General features: G+C 63.3%; 16 protein-coding genes. 12 read left to right on the forward strand and 4 right to left on the reverse strand.

All coding sequences use genetic code 11. The annotated features are described in order from the left end of the window. Positions 1–214 precede the first annotated feature (214 nt). On the reverse strand, positions 215–613 hold the full coding sequence (locus ABIB73_RS30640; protein WP_354230174.1) for a hypothetical protein: 399 nt from the start codon (positions 611–613) through the stop codon (positions 215–217). Positions 614–1,134: 521 nt separating this feature from the next. Between ABIB73_RS30640 and ABIB73_RS30650 the strand changes: the two genes are divergently transcribed. Further along, entirely contained in the window at positions 1,135–2,850 is a 1,716-nt protein-coding gene (locus tag ABIB73_RS30650; protein ID WP_354230313.1) for an arylsulfatase, read from the forward strand. Positions 2,851–3,560: 710 nt separating this feature from the next. Continuing rightward, positions 3,561–4,847 carry a reverse transcriptase domain-containing protein gene (locus ABIB73_RS30655; protein ID WP_354230176.1) on the forward strand — a complete coding sequence of 429 codons (1,287 nt, stop codon included), beginning with the start codon at positions 3,561–3,563 and terminating at the stop codon, positions 4,845–4,847. A 51-nt stretch (positions 4,848–4,898) separates the two neighbouring features. Here the strand turns inward: ABIB73_RS30655 and waaF are convergent, their stop codons facing one another. Next, positions 4,899–5,969, reverse strand: a complete 1,071-nt coding sequence (waaF, locus tag ABIB73_RS30660) for a lipopolysaccharide heptosyltransferase II (protein ID WP_354230178.1) — start codon at positions 5,967–5,969, stop codon at positions 4,899–4,901. 159 nt (positions 5,970–6,128) lie between these two features. Between waaF and rfaD the strand changes: the two genes are divergently transcribed. Genes rfaD through ABIB73_RS30690 form a run of 6 tightly spaced genes read left to right on the forward strand, consistent with a single transcriptional unit; the run spans position 6,129 to position 14,053 of the window. Next, positions 6,129–7,109 (forward strand): ADP-glyceromanno-heptose 6-epimerase, encoded by a 981-nt coding sequence (gene rfaD / locus ABIB73_RS30665; protein ID WP_354230180.1) that lies wholly within the window; start codon positions 6,129–6,131, stop codon positions 7,107–7,109. A gap of 11 nt (positions 7,110–7,120) precedes the next feature. Then, on the forward strand, positions 7,121–8,605 hold the full coding sequence (gene rfaE1 / locus ABIB73_RS30670; protein ID WP_354230182.1) for a D-glycero-beta-D-manno-heptose-7-phosphate kinase: 1,485 nt from the start codon (positions 7,121–7,123) through the stop codon (positions 8,603–8,605). Beyond that, on the forward strand, positions 8,602–9,915 hold the full coding sequence (locus ABIB73_RS30675) for an O-antigen ligase family protein (RefSeq protein WP_354230184.1): 1,314 nt from the start codon (positions 8,602–8,604) through the stop codon (positions 9,913–9,915). The genes rfaE1 and ABIB73_RS30675 overlap by 4 nt, the downstream gene beginning before the upstream one ends. A 57-nt stretch (positions 9,916–9,972) precedes the next feature. Then, positions 9,973–11,886: an SDR family NAD(P)-dependent oxidoreductase gene (locus ABIB73_RS30680; RefSeq protein ID WP_354230186.1), complete on the forward strand. Its 1,914-nt coding sequence runs from the start codon at positions 9,973–9,975 to the stop codon at positions 11,884–11,886. 2 nt (positions 11,887–11,888) lie between these two features. Further along, positions 11,889–13,109, forward strand: a complete 1,221-nt coding sequence (locus ABIB73_RS30685) for a glycosyltransferase family 4 protein (protein WP_354230188.1) — start codon at positions 11,889–11,891, stop codon at positions 13,107–13,109. Continuing rightward, positions 13,106–14,053: an NAD-dependent epimerase/dehydratase family protein gene (locus ABIB73_RS30690; RefSeq protein ID WP_354230190.1), complete on the forward strand. Its 948-nt coding sequence runs from the start codon at positions 13,106–13,108 to the stop codon at positions 14,051–14,053. The genes ABIB73_RS30685 and ABIB73_RS30690 overlap by 4 nt, the downstream gene beginning before the upstream one ends. Here ABIB73_RS30690 and ABIB73_RS30695 read toward each other — a convergent pair. Both ABIB73_RS30695 and ABIB73_RS30700 read right to left on the reverse strand, forming a co-directional pair. Continuing rightward, on the reverse strand, positions 14,041–15,048 hold the full coding sequence (locus tag ABIB73_RS30695) for an MraY family glycosyltransferase (RefSeq protein ID WP_354230192.1): 1,008 nt from the start codon (positions 15,046–15,048) through the stop codon (positions 14,041–14,043). The two genes, ABIB73_RS30690 and ABIB73_RS30695, sit on opposite strands and share 13 nt — an antisense overlap. Next, a complete protein-coding gene (locus ABIB73_RS30700; protein WP_354230194.1) occupies positions 15,045–16,004 on the reverse strand; it encodes a lysylphosphatidylglycerol synthase transmembrane domain-containing protein in 960 nt (319 codons plus the stop codon). Before ABIB73_RS30700 ends, ABIB73_RS30695 begins: the two co-directional genes overlap by 4 nt. Before the next feature lie 204 nt (positions 16,005–16,208). Between ABIB73_RS30700 and ABIB73_RS30705 the strand changes: the two genes are divergently transcribed. From ABIB73_RS30705 to ABIB73_RS30720, 4 genes are all read left to right on the forward strand, one after another. Beyond that, positions 16,209–17,198, forward strand: a complete 990-nt coding sequence (locus ABIB73_RS30705) for an SDR family NAD(P)-dependent oxidoreductase (protein WP_354230196.1) — start codon at positions 16,209–16,211, stop codon at positions 17,196–17,198. A gap of 7 nt (positions 17,199–17,205) precedes the next feature. Next, on the forward strand, positions 17,206–18,618 hold the full coding sequence (locus tag ABIB73_RS30710; protein WP_354230198.1) for a mannose-1-phosphate guanylyltransferase/mannose-6-phosphate isomerase: 1,413 nt from the start codon (positions 17,206–17,208) through the stop codon (positions 18,616–18,618). 182 nt (positions 18,619–18,800) lie between these two features. Continuing rightward, complete coding sequence (locus tag ABIB73_RS30715) at positions 18,801–19,808, forward strand: Gfo/Idh/MocA family oxidoreductase (protein ID WP_354230200.1); 1,008 nt, start codon at positions 18,801–18,803, stop codon at positions 19,806–19,808. A gap of 40 nt (positions 19,809–19,848) precedes the next feature. Next, the gene (locus tag ABIB73_RS30720) at positions 19,849–21,000 is read left to right on the forward strand and encodes a DegT/DnrJ/EryC1/StrS family aminotransferase (RefSeq protein ID WP_354230315.1); all 1,152 of its coding nucleotides are present in this window, start codon (positions 19,849–19,851) and stop codon (positions 20,998–21,000) included. Positions 21,001–21,009 lie beyond the last annotated feature (9 nt).

Below are 21,009 nucleotides of genomic sequence, written 5' to 3' on the forward strand. Positions count from 1 at the left end.
CGACGGCCAACAAAAAACTCGAAAACAACCCCATGCACAGTAGCCGGCGATAGCAGAATCAATGGCTTGCCGGCCCGGTGCGATGCCTTGCGGATTTTACAGATACGGTTTGCCTCGTCGGGCAAAACACTGGCACGATGTCATCATCGGCGCAGCCTCGACGGCCTCTACCCGGATCATCTGTCCACGTTCCTTCAAGCCGTTGCGGTCGACTTCACATTGGGCAGCGCACGTACATCATTTGCACTGGCACCGGCTCCTTGGAGCTGAGTGTGATATTATTCTCTCCGGAGAATGTCAGGTCGAATGCCACGTCCGAAATCGAGACGCCGTCCGAGCACGACGCGATCAGTCGCATATTCGGCCCGTCATCGTGCAACGATTTGACTGTGCATTTTTCAAATGTGCCGGTTATTTCCCTTCCCTGCACGATTAGACCGCCTGCATGAAGATCAGCATCTTTCTTGAGGGCAATCCTGTTGTTCTCTTTGGTGAATATTTGGCCACAGGCCGAGGCGTCAACGGTCCAAGCTCCGTTCAAATCCGCAGCCTGTATCGAGGCCGATTGCGTCACGAGAAGTGCCAACGTCACCAAGGGATTGAAGATCTTCATGAAACTCTCCGACTAAATGGTCAATACCGCCAAATCAGCCTCTTCGGCGCCCACGGGGTCGCAGCAAGACGTGGCCCTTCGTATCGGTTTTGAGCAGCATCTGGTGCGCGAACTGGCGAGCCCATCGTTGATCTAAGTCAATAGGCTCTGCAGAGCACTCGTCCGCTTGAGGCAAAATGTCGTCCTTTCTCGCCGAATGAACTGACAATGTCACTGATTAAAGCAGGTGGACGGAATCGAGGCCTGCTGTTGGATTTCGCTGACAGTTGCTGGTCCTGACGAGAACAGCACCGAAACCCGGGCAGGTCCGTTGATCTGGATCAACCCAGAGGTTGCCACTCCGCTTTCTGTGCTCATGGGCCTCCACGAAAGCCCGTTGTGCGCGAGGTGCCTTAAGGCGGCTGGCATCTTTGCTCTCCCGATCACAGCCGTCGCTATCGTCCGGGCGCGCGCAATGCCCGAACCGGTCGACACCACTGCAGGCCAAGTCGGCTTCAAGTGCGTGCCAGGAGGATCATGTCATGAGTCACGATAGGATTCCGGCAGAGTCTGAGACGAGCTCACGACCAACCGGCCCAGGATTGAAACGCCGCGATCTCTTGTTGAGCGGTAGTTCTCTCGTCGCGGCTTCGGCACTCTCCGCCGTCGGTGCGATCAGTCTTGCGCAAGCGCAGCAACCAACAGCGGTCCCGGTACCCGCTCCGGCCGGGCCGCGGCCCAATATCGTGGTGATCATGGGCGACGATATCGGCATCTGGAATATCGGTGCTTACCATCGCGGGATGATGGCCGGACGGACACCGAACCTCGATAAGATTGCGGCCGAGGGCATGCTGTTTACCGATTACTACGCCGAAGCGAGCTGCACCGCGGGTCGCGCCAACTTCATCACCGGCGAGCTCCCGATCCGCACCGGCATGACCACGGTCGGTCAGGCCGGCGCCCCCACGGGCTTGCCTGCGGAGGCTGTGACGATTGCCACCGCGCTGAAAGGCATGGGCTACGCCACCGGCCAATTCGGCAAGAACCACCTTGGCGACAAGAACGAGTTTCTGCCGACAGTGCATGGCTTCGACGAATTCTTCGGCTATTTGTATCATCTCGACGCGATGGAAGACCCGGCCCATCCGGCCTATCCGCAGGAGCTGTTGAATACAGTCGGTCCGCGCAACATGGTTCATTCGTGGGCGACCAATGTGGACGATGCCACCGTGGATCCGCGTTGGGGCAAGGTCGGAAAGCAGAGGATTGAGGACGCCGGAACGCTCTATCCCAAGCGGATGGAAACCGTGGACGATGAAATCCGGGACCTTGCCTTGGGCTTCATTGAAAGGGCGAAGGCCGAGAACAAGCCGTTCTTCCTGTGGCTCAATCCAACCCGCATGCACATCGTCACGCACTTGTCGCCGAAGTACCAGGCGATGCGCAATTCCAAGAACGGCTGGTCGATTCATGAAGCCGGCATGGCGCAGCTCGACGACGATATCGGCATCGTGATGCAAAAGCTCAAGGACATGGGCGTGGATGACAACACCATCGTCGTCTTCACCACCGACAACGGCACCGAGGTCTTCACCTGGCCGGACGGCGGGCAGACGCCGTTCGCGCAGAGCAAAGGCACGGTCATGGAAGGCGGCTTCCGCGCGCCGGCGATGATCCGCTGGCCGGGCAAGGTACCCGCCGGCAAGGTCGAAAACGGCATCATCTCCGGGCTGGACTGGTTCCCGACCTTGCTGGCCGCTGCCGGCAACCCGAACATTGCCAACGAATTGAAGAACGGCAAGGTCATCGGTGACCGCAGCTACAAGTGCTATCTCGACGGTTACAATCAGATGGACATGATCACCGGCAAGGGGCCGTCGAACCGGCACGAAATCTGGTACTTCGGCGAAAGCGAGCTGGGGGCCGTACGCATCGACGACTACAAGTATCGTTTCATCGACCAGCCCGGCGGATGGCTAGGCGAAAAAAGCAAGGTAGACGTGCCCTACCTGATCAACCTTCGCCTGGATCCGTTCGAGCGAACGGGCTGGCCCGATAGCGGGACCAAATACGGCGCGCAAGAATACTTCGACTGGTTCAAATATGAGTTCTGGCGATTCGTATTCGTCCAGCAGGAAGTCGAGAAACTGGCCATGACCGCCGTCGAGTTTCCACCAATGCAGAAGGGCGCGAGCTTCAACCTCGATGCTGTGAAGGCGAAAATCGAGGCCGCAAGGACGGCGATGGCAAAATAAGCTGTGTCCATGATCGTCATGATGGGACGGCCCCGCATCCGGGCCGCCCCGGCCGGCGCGACGGAATACGGATTTTACGAATCCGTATGACGCGTCGGGCAAAACACCGGCACCATGTTATCGTCTCTAAAATTCTTGGAGCGCCCGCCCCCATTGTTCCTAGCAGCGCATATCGCGGGGCCAATAACTCATCGTAGAGGACAAAAGTTCGGGATAAGTCGGCGCCTGCAGGCTTACTCCGACTTGCGGCGGCTCAAATCCACAACTAGCATTGTGCCCGTTGGTAACCGTTTCTTGCCTCAAACGACCTCCTAGACGGTGATTTGTCAGGAGCCGAGCGGGTCGCGCGATATCGCGCCAGCCGCAAAGCTCCAACTGCCAGAAGATCGGTCTGTGACCATCGGTTGGCGCCACAAATCAACGGAGGGTCCAATGCCTGCGGTGCATAAGAGACAGAGCCAGGCCAAGGACCTTTACAACGGAGCCGGCAGAGGCCGGGGGCGGCCCGCTAACAATGATCGTTCATGGTTTGTTCTCGCTGCTTTGGCGACCGTGAACATCACCGTCGGAGCTTCCCTTGAAATCCGAACGGCAACATGTCAGGTGCCGAGCGGGTCGCGCGATATCGCGCCAGCCGCAAAGCTCCAACTGCCAGAAGATCGGTCTGTGACCATCGGTTGGCGCCCGTTCAATCAGGCTTAGGTGCACCCGTGCTCGACCCTACGCCTGGGAGAACTGAATCTCATCGTTTCCCAAAGCCTGTTAGAATACTTTCTAAGTCTAATTTGTTTGCCGCATGGAAGAAGTCGCGCGACGCTACGTCCGATCCTGGGCGCCCTGGTATTGATGGGCTAACTGCCGAGCAGTTTGCCTTTCGGATAGATGAACGGCTTGTTGCGCTCGCTGCTGAACTTCGCGCTGGTGAATACCGCCCTGCAAGATTAAAGCCGGTTTTCATCCCAAAACCGAACTCTTCCAAAGACAGGCTTATCTGCATTCCGGTCATTCGTGACCGGATCGTTCAGAAAGCAATCTTGAATCATCTCGTTACAAAGCAAAGACTGCCTGTTGAAAATGAATTTTCGTTTGGTTTCCTAAAAGGAAGAGGGACAGCGAACGCATTGGACCGAGCTGTTGAATTGCGGCGCAGATATGATTGGTGTCTGAAAACAGATATCGAGGCGTTTTTCGATCGCATACCTCGTTCAGACGCTAAACAGCGTGTCAGCAAATCGCTTGGGAGAAGCAGCCTTGTTCCTCTAATTCACTCGTTCATTGATTGCGAAATAAAGCACACCAAGTTCACTCGTCCCAAACTTGATAAGCAAGGGATCAAAGCGGGACTAGGCGTGCGACAAGGCATGCCTCTTTCTCCATTGCTCGCCAATCTGGTCCTTTCTGATTTTGATGCTTCGTTTCGAGCGGCGAAAATCGAAATGATCCGCTATGCGGACGACCTGTTGGTATTCTTTCATTCTAAAGCTGCCGCACAGCAAGGCTTTGAATTTGTGAAGTCGCAGCTCGGTGCACAGGGGCTAACTATTCCTGAATTGGGCGGCGACACCTCGAAGACGCAAATCGTCGCTCCCAAACAGCCGGTAGATTTCTTGGGCCTTGAATTGGTCCATTCGGATAAGGCCGGTGACTATGTGAAGAGAGTGGGTCGAAAGCAGATTGCCAAGATAGAGAAGCGACTGGAGGAGGAATATAGCTACGAAAATCTTCGCAAAGAGCGTGTCACCTTTCAGCAAGCAACCGTCGATTTGTGGAGATCGATAGCGTCTTACTTAGGCATATACCGCAACACTTATGATTGGACGACGTTGGACAGCGAGCTTAGGCGCATCGGGCGCAAAGTGATGGAAGGAATCTTCGAGGATGTTTTCGGCTCCGGCGTTCTCAGACGCGTTACGCCTGAGGGAAGAGAGTTCTTAGGTTTAGGTACTTTAGACATTCCGGACGTTGCTAATGATGTCGGCGCAGTAGAGGATGCATGAGCCTCAAGTGGTGACGTAAGACCGAGGCCTCTCGGACCTTGCGGAGGGCTGCTAGTGCTCGGAGTAGACCCCTGCTTCACTCAGCACCCTCTCCGCAATCGCCACCACCTCCGACGCTGCAATATCCCGCATGCAGCGGTGGTCGTTCATCCGACAGATCGTGCTCTGGCAGGGCTGGCACGACAGCACGCTCTTGTCCTGGACCACGGTCGCGGCGAGGCCGTTGAGGGGGGCCCAGAGATAGGGGCTGGTCGGGCCGAAGATGCCCATGGTGGGCGTGCCCAGCGCGGCCGCGATATGCATCAGGCCGGAATCGTTGGAGATGGCGACGCCGGCCGCGGCCATGGCCAGCACACCGTTGCGCAGGTCCGTGCCGGTGAGGTCCCGCACGCCCGGTCCGCCCGCCGCGACGATTTCCTTGGCGAGCCCCTTTTCAGCGGGGCCGCCGACCACCCAGACCTCCAGGCCGCGTTCGGCCAGCAGCCGGGCGGCTTCCGGATAATAGGTCCAGCGTTTTGACACCCCGACCGAGCCGGGGGCGAGCGCGACGGCCGCTCCTCCGCTCAGGCCGTTGGCCTGCCGCCAGCGGACGATGTCCCCGGCCGGGACCCGCAATTGCGGCACCGGCCATTCCGGGGGCAGCGGCGCGCCGTCGGGCTGGGCAAGGGCGGCGTTCTTGTCGATGAACCGGGGCAGCCGCTTCTCGCCCCAGCGCCAGCGGTTGAGCAGGCCGAACCGGAACTCGCCGACGAAGCCGACCCGCTCGGGGATGCCGGCCAGCGCCGGCGCGATGGCCGCTTTCCAGGTCCGCGGCAGCACCAGGGCGGTGCCATAGCCCCGCTCGCGCAGGAGTTTTGCCAGGCCGAACTGGCGGCCCACGGCAAGCCGGCTGCGCGGCAGGTCCCAGACGATCCCCTCGCGCACGCCCGGCATGTAATCGACCAGCGGGGCGCACAGGGACGTGGTCAGGAGATCGACCGGTCGGTTGGGCCAGCGCTCGTTCAGCACTCGCACCACGGTGTGATTCCGGACGAAATCGCCGATCCACATATAGGGGACGATCAGGATCGGGCTGGTGTTGGCCCGGTCGTCATTCCCGCTAAGTTGCGAATCATTATTCATTCGTTATTAGGACCGAAGGTGCCTGATGTGGCGGTTCGGTTAGCCGCTCCGGGCCGGCAGGTAAAGCCGGTCGAGCACAGATCCCAAAACCGCTTACACTTTGGCAGATCATGCGCTAGGGCAGGACCGGGCTGTAAAAAATCGGGCAGGGATTTCGGAATGTTGCTGGTGACCGGCGGGGCCGGTTTTATCGGATCGAATGTCGTGGCTGCGTTGAACGACGCCGGCCGCAGCGACGTCGTGGTCTGTGATCTCCTCGGCACCGACGGCAAGTGGCGCAATCTCGCCAAGCGGCAGCTTGTGGATATCGTCCCCCCGGCTGAACTGCTCGACTGGATGAAGGGGCGCAAGCTCGACGCCATCATCCATCTCGGAGCGATTTCCGAGACCACGGCGACCGACGGCGATCTCGTGATCGAAACCAATTTCCGCCTGTCGATGCGCCTGCTCGACTGGTGCACGGCGAATGCGGTGCCGTTGATCTACGCGTCCTCGGCGGCGACCTATGGCGACGGCGCGGAAGGCTTTGACGATGACGCCTCGCTGCCCGCGCTGAAGAAGCTGCGGCCGATGAATCTCTACGGCTGGAGCAAGCACCTGTTCGATCTCGTCGTCGCCGAGCGCGCAGCGAACGGCGATCGGCTCCCGCCGCAATGGGCCGGGCTGAAATTCTTCAATGTGTTTGGCCCGAACGAATACCACAAGGGCTCGATGATGAGCGTGCTGGCGCGACGCTTCGACGACGTCAAGGCGGGTCGCGTCGTACAGCTGTTCAAGTCGCACCGCGACGGCATCGCTGACGGCGATCAGCGCCGCGATTTCATCTATGTCGACGACGTCGTGCGCGTCGTCATGTGGCTGCTGGCGACGCCCTCCGTCTCCGGCCTCTTCAATGTCGGCACCGGCAAGGCGCGCAGCTTCAGGGATCTGATGTTGGCTGCTTATGCGGCGCTCGGCACCAGGCCCAACATCGAATACATCGACATGCCCGAGACGATCCGCGGCAGCTACCAGTATTTCACCCAGAGCAAGGTCGAACGTCTCCACCGCGCCGGCTATAACGGCGGCTTCACGACGCTCGAGGACGCGGTGAAGGCCTATGTCGGGGATTATCTCGACCGGCCCGATCGCTTCCGCTAAGGCCTTTGATCATGGCGACGCCCATTCTCGATTTCGATGCCCTCGCGCAAGCCATCAGCGGCCGCACGGTGCTGTGCATCGGCGACATCATGCTGGACGAGTTCGTCTATGGCGAGGTGTCGCGGATCTCGCCGGAAGCGCCGGCGCCGGTGATCGCGGCCCAGCGCAGCGAGATCCATATCGGCGGTGCCGGCAACGTCGCGTGCAATGTCGCCTCCCTCGGCGCGCGCTGCATCTTCGTTGGTCTCGTCGGCGAGGATGACGCCGGTGCACGGCTCAAGGCCGCGCTGGGTGAGCAGGACGGTATCGAAAGCGTGCTGGTGTGCGATCCGTCGCGGCCGACCACGCGAAAAGTCCGATTCGTCTCCGAGCATTTCTCCACGCACATGCTGCGCGCGGACTGGGAGCAGGCTCAGCCTGCCTCCGATGCGGTCGAGACCAGGCTGATCGAGGCGATCCTGCCACAGATCTCGCGTGCCGACATCGTGCTGTTGTCCGACTACGCCAAGGGCGTGCTGACCGCGCGCGTGATCCGCCACACAATCGATGCCGCGCGAAAACTCGGCAAGCCCGTGATCGTCGATCCCAAGAGCCTGAACTGGGCGATCTATCGGGGCGCCACGTTGCTCACGCCCAACCGCAAGGAGTTTTCGGAGGCCACACGAGGTCGCGCCGACACCGTGCAAAGCATTGTCGATGCCAGCGAGGATGTGATGCGGCTCGCCGATTGCGAGGCGATCCTCGTGACCCAAGGCGAGCACGGCATGACGCTGGTGCCGCGCAATGGCGATGCCCTTCACGTTCCGGCTGTCCCTGTGAAAGTGCGTGACGTCTCCGGCGCCGGCGACACCGTCGCAGCCGCGCTCGCGGTCTCGCTTGCGACGGGCGCTGACTGGGACACGGCGTTGCGGATGGCGAATGCGGCAGCCGCCGTCGCCGTCGGCAAGCAGGGCACGGCCAGCGTGAGCGCGGCCGAGTTGCGGCGAAAGATCCTGCCACATGCTTATCTCGCGGCCGAGGAGAAGATCGTGCTCGAGCCGGCCGCACTCGATGCCCAGCTTGCCGAATGGCGCAGGCAGGGCCTGCGGGTCGGCTTCACCAATGGCTGTTTCGACATCCTGCATCCCGGTCACGTCAAGGTGCTGACCGCGGCGCGCGCCGCCTGCGACCGCCTGATCGTCGGCCTCAACAGCGACGCCTCGGTACGGCGCCTGAAGGGCGCCGACCGTCCGGTCCAGGACGAACGCGCGCGCGCCGAGGTGCTGGCGGCGCTCGAAGCCGTCGATCTCGTCGTTATCTTCGAGCAGGACACGCCGATCGACCTGATCACCCGGATCAAGCCGAGCGCGCTGGTGAAGGGCGGCGACTACACCCGTGAGCAGGTGGTCGGCCACGAGGTCGTCGAGGCCGCGGGCGGTACGGTCGTGCTGGTCGACATCCTCCAGGGCTTCAGCACGACCGCGCTGGTCCATCGCGCGCGGGGAGGGGGCAAGTGACGGCACTCGCGCGGGAGACGACCGCCCAGATGCTGTGGCGGCGCTTCCGCAGCCCGGCAGCCTGGGGCGAGACTGTCGACCTGTTCGCGATCCTGACCGTGGCCTCGCTGCCCTGGTCGACCTCGCTCGCGGCGATCTTCAACGCCGCGTTCCTGGTCTGCATGGTCCCGTTTCTCGACGTCCGCGCGTTCCTGCAATCGCTGACGCGTCCGATCGTTGCGGCGCCGATCGCGCTGGTCCTGCTCGCGCTGGTGGGAATGCTGTGGTCGGATGCGGCCTGGGGCGCGCGCCTCTATGCGCTCAGTCCGACCGTCAAGCTGCTGGTGCTGCCCGTCCTGCTGTATCATTTCGAGCGGTCCCCGCGCGGGCACTGGGTGTTCATCGCCTTCCTGGTGTCCTGCGCGCTGCTGTCAGTGATGTCGTGGCTGGTTGCATTCTACCCTGGCCTGTCGCTGAAACCCGGCGATCCTCTTGAGCGGGGCATCTTCGTCAAGAATTATATCGACCAGAGCCAGGAATTCACGCTGTGCGCGGTCGCGCTCGCTTATCCGATCGTGATGCTGTTGCGTGAGGGGCGGTACTGGCTCGTCGGTCTGTTGACGGCGCTCGCGCTGAGCTTTTTCGTCAACATGGCCTTCGTGGTAGTATCGCGCACCGCGCTGGTCACCGTGCCGATCTTGCTCGCGGTGTTCGCGTTACTTCACCTGAGGTGGCGCACCATCGCGATTATCTCCGCCGCACTGGTCGCAGCCGGAGTGCTTGCCTGGCAGGCCTCGCCGCAATTGCGCAAGACCGCCGACACCTTTTCTCGCGACTATCGCCTCTACACGCAGGAGAACGTCCCAACGTCGATCGGCGAGCGTCTCGAGTACTGGCGGAACGCAATTCAGTTTTTCGAACAAGCTCCGCTTGCGGGGCATGGCACGGGCTCCACTCAGGGATTGTTCGACAAGGTCGCCAAGAGCGGCGAGTGGGTCCCCGGTGTCAGGGTCTTTCCAAATCCCCACAACCAGACTCTCGCCGTCGCCGTGCAATGGGGTGTCATCGGTATCGTCGTTCTCTACGCGATGTGGATCCTGCATCTCCTGCTGTTCCGCCGCGATGGACTTGCCAATTGGGTGGGCCTCCTGGTCGTGGTGCAGAACATCTTCACTTCGTTGTTCAATTCCCATCTGTTCGACTTCCACGAGGGCTGGATGTACGTCATCGGCGTCGGCGTTGCCGGCGGCATGGTGATCCGAGCACAACAGGCCGAGCCGAGGGTTGGGGGAAGTCGGTTCCTGAATGGCCGCGCGGCTGGCAAGTCTTGACGAGATGGGCTATCAGCGCGGTCAGGTTGCACCTAACTGGATTTCATCGGTCGGCGGATGACGCGTCTTTCGCATCTCACCTTGCGCAATTTCATGATCGCGCTCCACGACCTGCTGGCAACCGCGGCGGCGCTGTTCGCCGCCTTCTATTTGCGCTTCGAGGGCGGTGACGGCTTCTATGACCGTCTGCCGCTGCTGTTCCAGATCCTGCCCTACTTCCTCGCCTTCAGCGTGGTCGTTTTCTTCATCTTCAATCTGACTACGACGAAATGGCGTTTCATTTCGTTGCCCGATGCGCTGAACATCATCCGCGTCGCAAGCGTGCTAACGGTTACGCTGCTCGTGCTCGACTACATCTTCGTCGCTCCCAACGTCCGTGGGGCCTTCTTCCTCGGCAAGGTGACGATCGTCCTCTACTGGTTCCTCGAGATCTCCTTCCTCAGCGCGCTGCGCATGACGTACCGCTATTTCCGCTATACGCGGGTGCGGCGTCACGCGAGGGGCGAGGACGCCGCGCCGACACTGCTGATCGGCCGCGCCGCGGATGCCGAGGTGCTGCTGCGCGGCGTCGAGAGCGGCGCCATCAAGCGCATCTGGCCGGTCGGCGTGCTGTCGCCGTCGAGATCCGATCGCGGCCAGCTCATCCGCAACGTGCCGGTGCTGGGCGACGTCGACGACATCGAGGACGTCATCGCCGACTTCGCCAAGCGCGAGAAGCCGATCGCGCGCCTGGTGATGACGCCGTCCGCGTTCGAGCCCGACGCTCATCCGGAATCAATCCTGATGCGCGCGCGCAAGCTCGGCGTGATCGTCAACCGCATGCCCTCACTCGAGAGCGGCGATACGCCGCGGCTGACCGCCGTCGCCGTCGAGGATCTGCTGCTGCGGCCGAGCGAGACGATCGACTATGCACGGCTCGAAGCCCTGATCAAGGACAAGGCGGTGATCGTCACCGGCGGCGGCGGCTCGATCGGCTCGGAGATCTGCGAGCGCGTCGTCGCGTTCGGCGCCGCCCGTCTCTTGATCCTGGAACATTCCGAGCCGGCGCTCTACGCGGTCACGGAAGCGCTAGCCGCGCTCGGCACTGGCGCTGCGATCGAGGGGCGGATCGCCGACATCCGCGACCGTGAGCGCATCATGCGCCTGATGGCCGAGTTCAAGCCGGACATCGTGTTCCATGCCGCAGCCCTCAAGCACGTGCCGATCCTCGAGCGCGACTGGAGCGAGGGGGTCAAGACCAACATCTTCGGCTCGATCAACGTTGCCGATGCCGCGCACAGCGCCGGCGCCGAAGCCATGGTGATGATCTCGACCGACAAGGCGATCGAGCCGGTGTCGATGCTCGGTCTGACCAAGCGTTTCGCCGAAATGTATTGCCAGGCGCTCGATCATGACCTTGCGGCCGGGGCCGGAAGCGCCAAGCCGCCGATGCGGCTGATCTCGGTTCGATTCGGCAACGTGCTGGCGTCGAACGGCTCGGTGGTGCCGAAGTTCAAGGCCCAGATCGAGGCCGGCGGCCCGGTGACGGTGACGCATCCCGACATGGTCCGCTACTTCATGACCATCCGCGAGGCCTGCGACCTCGTGATCACGGCGGCAACGCACGCGCTCGGCACAGCGCGCCCGGACGTTTCCGTCTATGTGCTCAACATGGGCCAGCCGGTGAAAATCGTCGATCTCGCCGAGCGCATGATCCGCCTCTCCGGCTTGCAACCCGGCTACGACATCGAGATCGTGTTCACAGGCATGCGGCCGGGTGAACGCCTGCACGAGATTCTGTTCGCCTCCGAGGAGCCGACCCGTGAGATCGGTGTCGCCGGCATCATGGCCGCGCAGCCCAACGAGCCGCCGATGCAGACCCTGCGCAAATGGATCACGGCGCTCGAGCAGGCGATCGCGCGCGACGATCGGGCCACAATCAGGACCATCCTGAAGGACGCGGTTCCGGAATTCGGGTCGACCGCGGCCTGATCATGCAGTCTCAAGGCAAGATCGTCGTCGCGAGTCAGCACTACCCGCCGGACCCGAGTACGACAGCGGCGATCATGGCCGAGATCGCTTGCCGCCTCGCCGCAGACCACGAGGTCGTCGTGCTCTCCGGCTCGCCCGGCGCGCTGCCGGCGTCGCAGACCGGTTCGGGCAAGCCGCGCGTCGTTGCCATCAAGAACCGGATGGCGGGAAAGGCAGCGCTGGTGCAGCGCGGTGTGTCCGAGCTGCTGTTCGTGGCGCGTACGTTCCTGGCGCTGATGAGGGAGCTTAATCCCGGCGACGTGGTGCTCACGGTCACCGCGCCGTTCATGCTCCCTTACGCGGTCGCAGCGGCGGCAAAACTCAGGGGCGCGCGCTCGGCGCTGATCCTGCACGACCTCTTTCCGGACGTGCTGGTGATGGCTGGCCTCCTGAAGCCCGGTTCGATCGTAGCGCGGGCAATGCGCGGTGCGAACGCGCTGATGTTCCGCGCGCTCAATGCCGTCATCACCATCGGCCGCGATGCCGAGCGATCACTGCTGAGCTATTCCGGCATGACGCGGAACAAGATCCGCTTCATCCCGAACTGGGCGACGCTCGAGCCCGCGCCACGGCCGGTGACGCCGGACAATCCGTTCCGCAAGACGCTCGCGGCCCGCTTCGTCGTCGGCCTGTCGGGCAATCTCGGCTTCACCCATGATCCGGAGATCGTGTTCGAGGCGGCGCGGCTTCTGAAGGACGAGCCGGATATCCATTTCCTGCTCTCCGGCTGGGGCATCGGCTTCGAGCGGCTGAAGCAGTTGCAGGCGGATGCGAGCCTGCCCAATGTGTCATTCGTGGTGCGCGTCGAGGATTCCGAGCTCGAGGCGTTTCTGGCTGCTGCCAATCTCTGGATCATTCCGTACCGGAAGGACGTGGCGGGGGTGTCGGTGCCGAGCCGTTTCTATAATTTGCTGGCGGTCGGCCGTCCGGTCGTGCTGGTCTCCGAGCCGGAGGCGGAGGCCGCGCTGACCGTGGTCGAAAACGGACTCGGGTGGGTCGTGACGCCGGGCCGTGCCGATCAACTGGCCGAGGCGATCCGTACGGCGTCTGGCCCCGACGATGGCGCCATGACGGAGCGAGCGGTGAAGGCGGCTTCGAAGTTCGATCGCGCCATCGCGATGAACGCCTATGCCGCCCTGATCGACGAATTGTTGCGCAATCCGGACCTGGCGGAGCAACGATGAGCGAGAACAAGCCGGTCGTGCTGGTGACGGGAGCGAGCGGCTTCGTCGGCCGTCATGTCGTGCCTGCGCTGGTGCGCGAGGGATGGTCGGTCCGCCGCGCGGTCCGCAGCCCGGAAGGCATTGCCGACGAGGTCGTCGTCGAGACGATCGGCCCCGATACCGACTGGACAGCCGCGCTCGAAGGCGTCGATGCTGTCGTCCATCTCGCCGCGCGGGTGCATCACAAGCATGAGGAGCACGCGGTTCAACTTTACCGCAACGTCAATATCGCCGGCACGCTGCACCTAGCGCGCTGCGCGGCGACGGCCGGCGTGCGCCAGTTCATCTTCGTCAGCACCGTTCTCGTGCATGGCCGCAGCAACGATGGCCGCGCCCCGTTCAGCGAGGACGACATCCTCACGCCACGCGGCCTCTACGGCATGTCCAAGGCTGCGGCCGAGGCGGGACTGCGGACGCTCGCGCGCGACAGCGACATGAAGATCTCGGTGATCAGGCCGCCGCTGGTCTATGGCGCGGGCGCCAAGGGCAATTTTGCGCTGCTGACGCGCGCGGTGAACCTGGGACTGCCGCTGCCCTTTGCCGCGATCCGCAACCACCGTGCCTTCCTGGCAGTGCAGAATCTCTCGTCGTTCATCCTGCGCCGGCTCGCCCATCCCGACCCCGCGAGCAATTTCGAGATCTTTCTGGTGGCCGACAGGGAGCAGGTCTCGACGCCCGATTTCATCGAGCGCCTGGCCAGGGCGTCCGGCAAGAGCCCGCGGCTATTCGGCATGTCGCCGGACCTGTTGAGCTCGCTTCTCGGCGTGATCGGCCGGCAGGATACGCATGACAGCCTGATCGGCTCGCTCGAGCTCAACGTCTCGAAGGCGATCGCGACCGGGTGGCAGCCGCAGGTCTCTCTCGACGAGGGGTTGCGGCTCGCGCTGGCGGCTCAGGACGCCTGAGGGCGGGAGAACCGCCGCAGCACGAAGCTGATCGCGATCGCGCCGGCGAGCAGCGCGAGCAGCGTGATCGTCATCGAGCCGGCGCGAACGGTGACGATGGCAAGCCCCGCGAGCACCAGATTGAGCGCCAACACCTCGCCGATCACGCGGTGGACGGTGAAGCTGTTGTCGGTGGCGCGCTGGTAGAAATGCGAACGGTGCGCCGACCAGAATTGTTCGCGCCTTGAGATGCGCCGGAACAGCGTGACAGTGGAATCCACGAGGTAGTAGGCCGGCAGCAGCAGCGCCGCGGCCGGCTGCTGATGCCAGGCAAGATCGAGCAGACACCAGCCGAGCAGAAGCCCGATCGGCAGGCTGCCGACGTCGCCCAGGAAAACCTTTGCGACCGGTTTGTTGAACGGTACAAAGCCGAGCATGGCGCCGCACAGCGCCGTGGCGATCAGCACCGCCGGCCAGGACAATTCACCGAGCAGTCCCAGCAGCAGCAACGCCGCGGTGACCGGCACGACCTCCGCCACCGTCATCAGGTCGAGCCCGTCCATGAAGTTGACAAGATTAACGAACCAGATGCCGGCGAGCAGGATGAGGCCGCGCTCGAGCGCAAGCGGCAAGGCCGGCACGATGCGCGCGGTCTCGGGCGAGGTGAACACGACGGCGCCGACCGCTGCGGCCTGCAGCACGAGCCGCACGAGCACCGGCAGCGACAAGACGTCGTCGGCAAACCCGACCAGCGCGATCAGGACCGTCGCGGTCACCAGCGCCGGCGGGATCGCGACATCAGCGAAAATACCCCAGGCCGATGCGACCACAAGCGTCGCTGATATCACCGCGATGCCCGCGCCCTGCGGGGTCGGGATGCGATGCGAGGAACGCGCGTTCGGCCGCGCCAGCGCGTAGCGCTGGAGCAGGGGGCGGCTGATCCAGGTGATGAGCGCCGAAACCAGCGCGGCGATCGCAACGGCAAGCAGCGATGGCACGACGGCGAGGGGGCTCACTCCGGCACTCCGAGCGGGGCCGACCCCTGCGCGGCTTTCTCCGCGCTGAGGATCCAGACCAGCCCACCGAACGCGCCGACGATGAAGGAGACCGCGCCAAACAAGAGCGAGACGTTGACGCCTTCGTTCGCAGCGAGCCCGGCGAAGCCGAAGGCCAGGCCCATGGTCGCCTCGCGCACGCCCCAGCCGGCGATCGAGATCGGCATCAGGGTGATCAGCATGACCGGCGGCACCAGCAGGAAGACCTCGCCGAAGCTGACCGGAGCGGCGATCGACTGCACCACGCACCAGGCGATGACGACGGCCAGGACGTGAATGAGCAGCGACAGGATCGCAACGATCGGTCCGCGCTTGGCGTTGAAGATCACGCGGTTCGCGATTACGGCGCAGGCGTGGAGATGATGGGTCGCCCACCAGGTCTTCAGCCACGACCATTTCAGCGCGCCGAAGATCAGGAAGCCGATGCCGCCTGCGAGCGCCGCGAGGTCGACCAGCAGCAGCGCCGAACGTCCATGCGGATCGGTGATGAGGGCGTAGCTCCAGGGCAGGCTCGCGACGATGACGATCGCGAGCGCGACGAGGCCGATCGCGCGATCGACGAAGATCGAATACGTCGCCGCGCGCCATCCCGCGCCGGCGCGCGCAACCAGCCAGAGCCGAACCGCGTCACCGCCGATCGCGGAGGGCAGGGTCTGGTTGAAGAATGCGCCGATCACGTTGTAGCGCATCGCGCGGCCGAGTTCGATCGGCGCTCCGCATTCGACGCTGATCTCGCGCCAGCGCAGCGCGCCGACGAAGATTTGCAGGAACGTGACCGCGATCGCCATGGCGATCCAGAACAGGCTGGTCGCGGTGAAGCGCGAAAACAGTTCGGACAGATCGACCTTGCGCAGCGCCAGGTACAGCAGCGCCGCGGAAATCAGGATCTTGGCCGTCGACAGCAGGATTCGGCGCATCTCGCCCGCATGAACAGGGTTTGCGAAGGTCACCCGACGCCAGGCGCCGAATTCGGCCGCTTTGGTATGGTTTTGGCGCCGATCTTGCAATAGCTGTCATCAGGAGGGTTCTCGCCGGGAGCGGCGAGGCTATTGCGGCCCCCTCGATGCGGCGGTTAAAGAGGCGGCCATCGCGGGCGGCGCGAACAATCCCTTGGGAACAGGATGACGGATCAGGCGATTTTGGTCACGGGTGCCGCCGGCTTCATCGGCTTTCACGTCGCCCGGCAGCTCCTGGCCGAGGGCCGGCCCGTTGTCGGGCTCGACAGTCTCAACAGCTATTACGATCCTGCGCTGAAACAGGCGCGCCTGGAGCTCCTGCGGACCGACCGCAGCTTCTCCTTCGTGCAGGCCGATCTTTCCGATCGCGAGACGACCGCGGCGCTGTTTGCGCGGTATCGATTTGGCGGCGTCGTGCATCTCGCAGCCCAGGCCGGCGTCCGCTACTCGATCGAGCAGCCGCAGACTTACGTCGATTCCAACCTCCAGGGCTTTCTCAACGTGCTCGAAGGCTGCCGGAACAATTGCTGTCGTCATCTCGTCTACGCCTCGTCATCCTCCGTTTATGGCGCCAACGCTAAACTGCCGTTTGCCGTGCAGGACCGGACTGATCATCCCGTGAGCTTCTATGCGGCGACCAAGAAGGCGAATGAGGTGATGGCGCAGTCCTACAGCCATCTTTATCGGCTGCCGGTCACCGCCTTGCGCTTTTTTACCATATACGGCCCGTGGGGACGGCCTGATATGGCCATGTTTCTGTTTGTAAACGCCATCATTGCGGGCAAGCCGATCCGGCTCTTTAACCATGGCAGGATGCGTCGCGACTTCACCTATATTGACGACGTGACCCGTGTAGTATCCAAGCTGATCGATCGGGTGCCTGCGGACAATCCGGCTGCCGCAAATGCGCCGTCTCGGGTCTACAATGTCGGCAACCACCGTCCCGAAGAGCTGATGCATGTCGTCGCCCTTCTGGAGCGGGAGCTGGGTCGGACTGCGATCAAAGAATTGCTGCCGATGCAGCCGGGAGACGTGGTGGAAACGTTCGCGGATGTCGAGGATCTGATGCGCGACACAGGCTTTGCACCGTCAACGCCGATCGAGCACGGGGTCCGCAATTTTGTCACCTGGTATCGGGACTACTTCAAGGTTTGAGATGACGATGGACAAACGCATTATTCCCCTGATCATGTGCGGCGGTGCCGGCACGCGCCTGTGGCCGGCTTCGCGCGAGGTCCGCCCGAAGCAGTTCCTGCCGCTGTTCGGCGCGCGCTCGACCTTCCAGGACACGCTGCTGCGCGTCTCGGATGGCGCGCTGTTCGATCGCCCGATCGTCATCACCAATGCGTCCTACCGCTTCATGGTGCTGGAGCAGCTGGCCGAGATCGGCATCGAGGCCGACGTGATCCTCGAGCCGATGCGGCGCGACTCAGGCCCCGCGATCGCCGCGGGCGCTGTGTTCGCGCAGAACCGCGCCAGCGACGCGATCGTGCTTGCGCTCGCCGCCGACCATGTGGTGCAGAACACTGCAGCCTTCGTCGCCGCGTGTCGCGAAGGCCTTACGGCTGCGAGCACGGGGCGCATCGTCACCTTCGGCGTCAAGCCGGAGCGGCCGGCGACCGAATACGGCTATATCAGCCCGGGCGAGGTGATCACCGGTGAGGTGCACGCGGTCACGCGTTTCGTCGAGAAGCCGGACGCGGTGAAGGCGGCCGACTACGTCAATTCGGGCTATCTCTGGAACAGCGGCAACTTCATGTTCCCGGCGACCCTGCTGCTCGATGAATATCGCAAGGTTGACACGGCGAGCGTGGAGGCGGTTTCCAACGCGGTGACCAATGCCGGCCGCGATCTCGGCTTCGTGACGCTGGAGCCTCAGGCATTCGGCGCGGCGAAAGCGATCTCGATCGACTATGCGGTGATGGAAAAAACATCGCTCGCCGCGGTGGTGCCGGTGTCCTGCGGCTGGTCCGACGTCGGCTCCTGGCACGCGGTGTGGGAATTGTCGGAGAAGGATGCGCAAGGCAATGCCGCGCACGGCAGTGCGGTGTTCGAAGACTCGCGCAATTGCAACGTCACGACCGATGCTGCGCTGGTCGCGCTCGAAGGCGTCGACGATCTCATCGTGGTGGCGACCGCGGATGCAGTTCTCGTCTCGCGCCAGAAGGATGCCAACGGCCTGAAGCGCCTGGTGACCAAGCTCAAGACGGTCGCGCCGAAGGTCACCGAGGAGCATCTCAAGGTGCACCGCCCCTGGGGCAGCTACCAGTCCGTCGACAATGGCGAACGCCACCAGGTCAAGCGCATCGTGGTCAAGCCGGGCGGGCGGCTGTCGCTGCAAAAGCACCATCACCGTGCCGAGCATTGGATCGTGGTCCGGGGCGCGGCCCGTGTCACCGTGAACGAGACCGTCAAGACGGTGCACGAGAACGAGTCGATCTACATCCCGATGGGCGCCGTCCACCGGATGGAGAACCCCGGTAAAATCGTGCTGGAACTGATCGAGGTCCAGACCGGCAGCTATCTCGGGGAAGACGACATCATCCGGATTGAAGACGACTATCAAAGGTCGTAACCAGCAAACTCCGAATCACGTGATCCGGGCCACAAGGCACTGTCCTTTGGCGCTAAGGCCCGGGGAACGTGTAATTTTTTGAATCAAATCGTGTCCGGTTAGTTCGGCCGGCATTCGCCACAAATGTGGCGACCGTGCTAGAAGCGGCCCGGGGATTTTGCGTTGAATCGGGGTTCGATCAGATGAGTTCCAAAGGGTCTCAACCGGCAAAGGCCGCCTTGCGCGTCGGCGTCATCGGCGCCGGCGTGATGGGCAGCAACCACGCACGCGTGCTCGCGGGGCTTCCCGGCGTCAGCCTGATCGGTGTGGTCGATCCTTCGCCGGCGCACCTCGCGCGCACCACCGAGCTTGCCCACTGCCAGGGTTTCGAGACGCTCGACCAGCTGTTCGCTGCGGGCGTCGATGCCGTCACCATCGCAGCTCCCACCCATCTGCATCACGAGATCGCGCTCGCCTGCATCGCCAAGAACATCCACGTGCTGGTCGAGAAGCCGATCGCCTCCACGGTGGCCGAGGGGCGCGAGATCGTCGCCGCCGCGCAAAAGGCCGGCGTCACGCTGATGGTCGGCCATGTCGAGCGCTTCAATCCGGCGGTCGCCGCGGTCAAGCAGGCGATCGCGGGCGAAGACATCCTGTCGATCGCGATCACCCGCGTCGGTCCATTCCCGCCGCGCATGTCCAATGTCGGCGTCGTCATCGATCTCGCCGTGCATGACATCGATCTGATCCGCTGGTTCACCGAATCCGACATCGTCGAGGTGCAGCCGCAACTGTCGAGCGCGATTGCCGAGCGTGAGGACATCGCGCTGTTGCAGTTCCGCACGGCTAGCGGCGTGCTCGCCCACATCAACACCAACTGGCTGACGCCGTTCAAGGCGCGCAGCGTCACGGTCGCAACCCGCGGCAAATACGTGATGGGCGATCTCCTCACGCGCCAGGTCACCGAGTGCTTCGGCTTCAAGCCGGACGGCAGCTATTCGATGCGGCACCTGCCGGTCGGCCACGACGAGCCGCTGCGCGCCGAGCTGATCGCGTTCCTCAAGGCCGTCCGCCATGGCGAGATCCCGGCGGTGACTGGCGACGAAGGCGTCGCCAGTCTCGAGATCGCGACGCAGTGCCTCGAAACGCCGTCGCGGCCTGCGGCTACATCGTCGCCAGCCCGCAAGGGCCCGCGCCGCATCGCTGGCTGATCCCTTTCCCGTGTCGACCGCATCAAACCCGCAAGGCGCCATGAACCAGCATCTGCGTTCCGATCCCATTCCCTTCATCGATGTCAGCTCGCAGCGCCGCCGGCTCGGCGCCTCGCTCGATGCGGCCGTCAAGCGCGTGCTCGATCATTGCCAGTTCGTCAATGGTCCGGAGGTCACCGAGCTCGAAAAGCAGCTCGCGGCCTATTGCGGCGCCAAGCATGTGGTGGGCTGCTCCAGCGGCACCGATGCGCTCCTGATGGTGCTGATGGCGAAGAATGTCGGGCCCGGCGATGCCGTGCTGTGTCCGTCGTTCACCTTCATCGCGACCGCGTCGCCGGCGGCGCGGACTGGCGCTACGCCAGTCTATGTCGATGTCGACGAAGCCACCTTCAACATGAGCCCCGAGTCCCTCAAGCGTGGCATTGCGACCGCCCGGAAGGCCGGCCTGAGGCCCGTCGCGGTCATCCCCGTCGACCTGTTCGGACAGCCTGCCGATCACGACGCCATCGCCGAGATCGCCAGGGCCGAGGGCCTGTTCGTGATCGATGACGCAGCCCAGGGCTTTGGCGCAAGCTACAAGGGCCGCAAGCTCGGCACGCTCGCGCTCGCCACCACGACCAGTTTCTTCCCGGCCAAGCCGCTCGGCTGCTTCGGCGACGGCGGCGCGATCTTCACCGACGATGACGAGCTCGCCGCCACGCTGCGCAGCATCCGCGTGCACGGGCAGGGCGTCGACAAATACGACAACGTCCGCCTCGGCCTGACCGGCCGGCTCGACACCATGCAGGCCGCGATCCTGATCGAGAAGCTGACAATTTTCGACGACGAGGTCGCCGCCCGCAACAGGGTCGCGGAGCGCTACGCGCGTGGGCTGTCCAATGTCGTCACCGTGCCGCGCCTTGCGCCCGGCTGCACCTCGGTCTGGGCGCAATACACCATCCGCCTGCCTGAGGGGACCGACCGCGACGGCTTTGCCGCCGCGCTGAGGGCCCAGGGTGTGCCGACCGCGATCTATTACGGCAAGTCGATGCATCAGCAGACCGCCTACAAGCAGTATCCGGTCGCCGACGGCGGCCTGCCGGGCTGCGAGAGCCTGTCGCAGGACGTCATCAGCCTGCCGATGCACGCCTACCTGACCGAAGCCGACCAGGAGCGAATCATCGCCGCTGTGCGCGGCGCGATTTCGGGCTGATCTGACCTG

The organism is Bradyrhizobium sp. F1.4.3 (assembly GCF_040548375.1).
In the GTDB taxonomy this organism is placed as follows: domain Bacteria; phylum Pseudomonadota; class Alphaproteobacteria; order Rhizobiales; family Xanthobacteraceae; genus Bradyrhizobium.

Coding starts and splice junctions, on each gene's coding strand:
- ABIB73_RS30720 (WP_354230315.1), top strand. CDS start 19,849: ATGAACCAGCATCTGCGTTCCGATCCCATTCCCTTCATCGATGTCAGC.
- ABIB73_RS30705 (WP_354230196.1), top strand. CDS start 16,209: ATGACGGATCAGGCGATTTTGGTCACGGGTGCCGCCGGCTTCATCGGC.
- waaF (WP_354230178.1), bottom strand. CDS start 5,969: ATGAATAATGATTCGCAACTTAGCGGGAATGACGACCGGGCCAACACC.
- ABIB73_RS30715 (WP_354230200.1), top strand. CDS start 18,801: ATGAGTTCCAAAGGGTCTCAACCGGCAAAGGCCGCCTTGCGCGTCGGC.
- ABIB73_RS30700 (WP_354230194.1), bottom strand. CDS start 16,004: ATGCGCCGAATCCTGCTGTCGACGGCCAAGATCCTGATTTCCGCGGCG.
- ABIB73_RS30680 (WP_354230186.1), top strand. CDS start 9,973: ATGACGCGTCTTTCGCATCTCACCTTGCGCAATTTCATGATCGCGCTC.
- rfaD (WP_354230180.1), top strand. CDS start 6,129: ATGTTGCTGGTGACCGGCGGGGCCGGTTTTATCGGATCGAATGTCGTG.
- ABIB73_RS30650 (WP_354230313.1), top strand. CDS start 1,135: ATGAGTCACGATAGGATTCCGGCAGAGTCTGAGACGAGCTCACGACCA.
- ABIB73_RS30640 (WP_354230174.1), bottom strand. CDS start 613: ATGAAGATCTTCAATCCCTTGGTGACGTTGGCACTTCTCGTGACGCAA.
- ABIB73_RS30710 (WP_354230198.1), top strand. CDS start 17,206: ATGGACAAACGCATTATTCCCCTGATCATGTGCGGCGGTGCCGGCACG.
- rfaE1 (WP_354230182.1), top strand. CDS start 7,121: ATGGCGACGCCCATTCTCGATTTCGATGCCCTCGCGCAAGCCATCAGC.
- ABIB73_RS30690 (WP_354230190.1), top strand. CDS start 13,106: ATGAGCGAGAACAAGCCGGTCGTGCTGGTGACGGGAGCGAGCGGCTTC.
- ABIB73_RS30685 (WP_354230188.1), top strand. CDS start 11,889: ATGCAGTCTCAAGGCAAGATCGTCGTCGCGAGTCAGCACTACCCGCCG.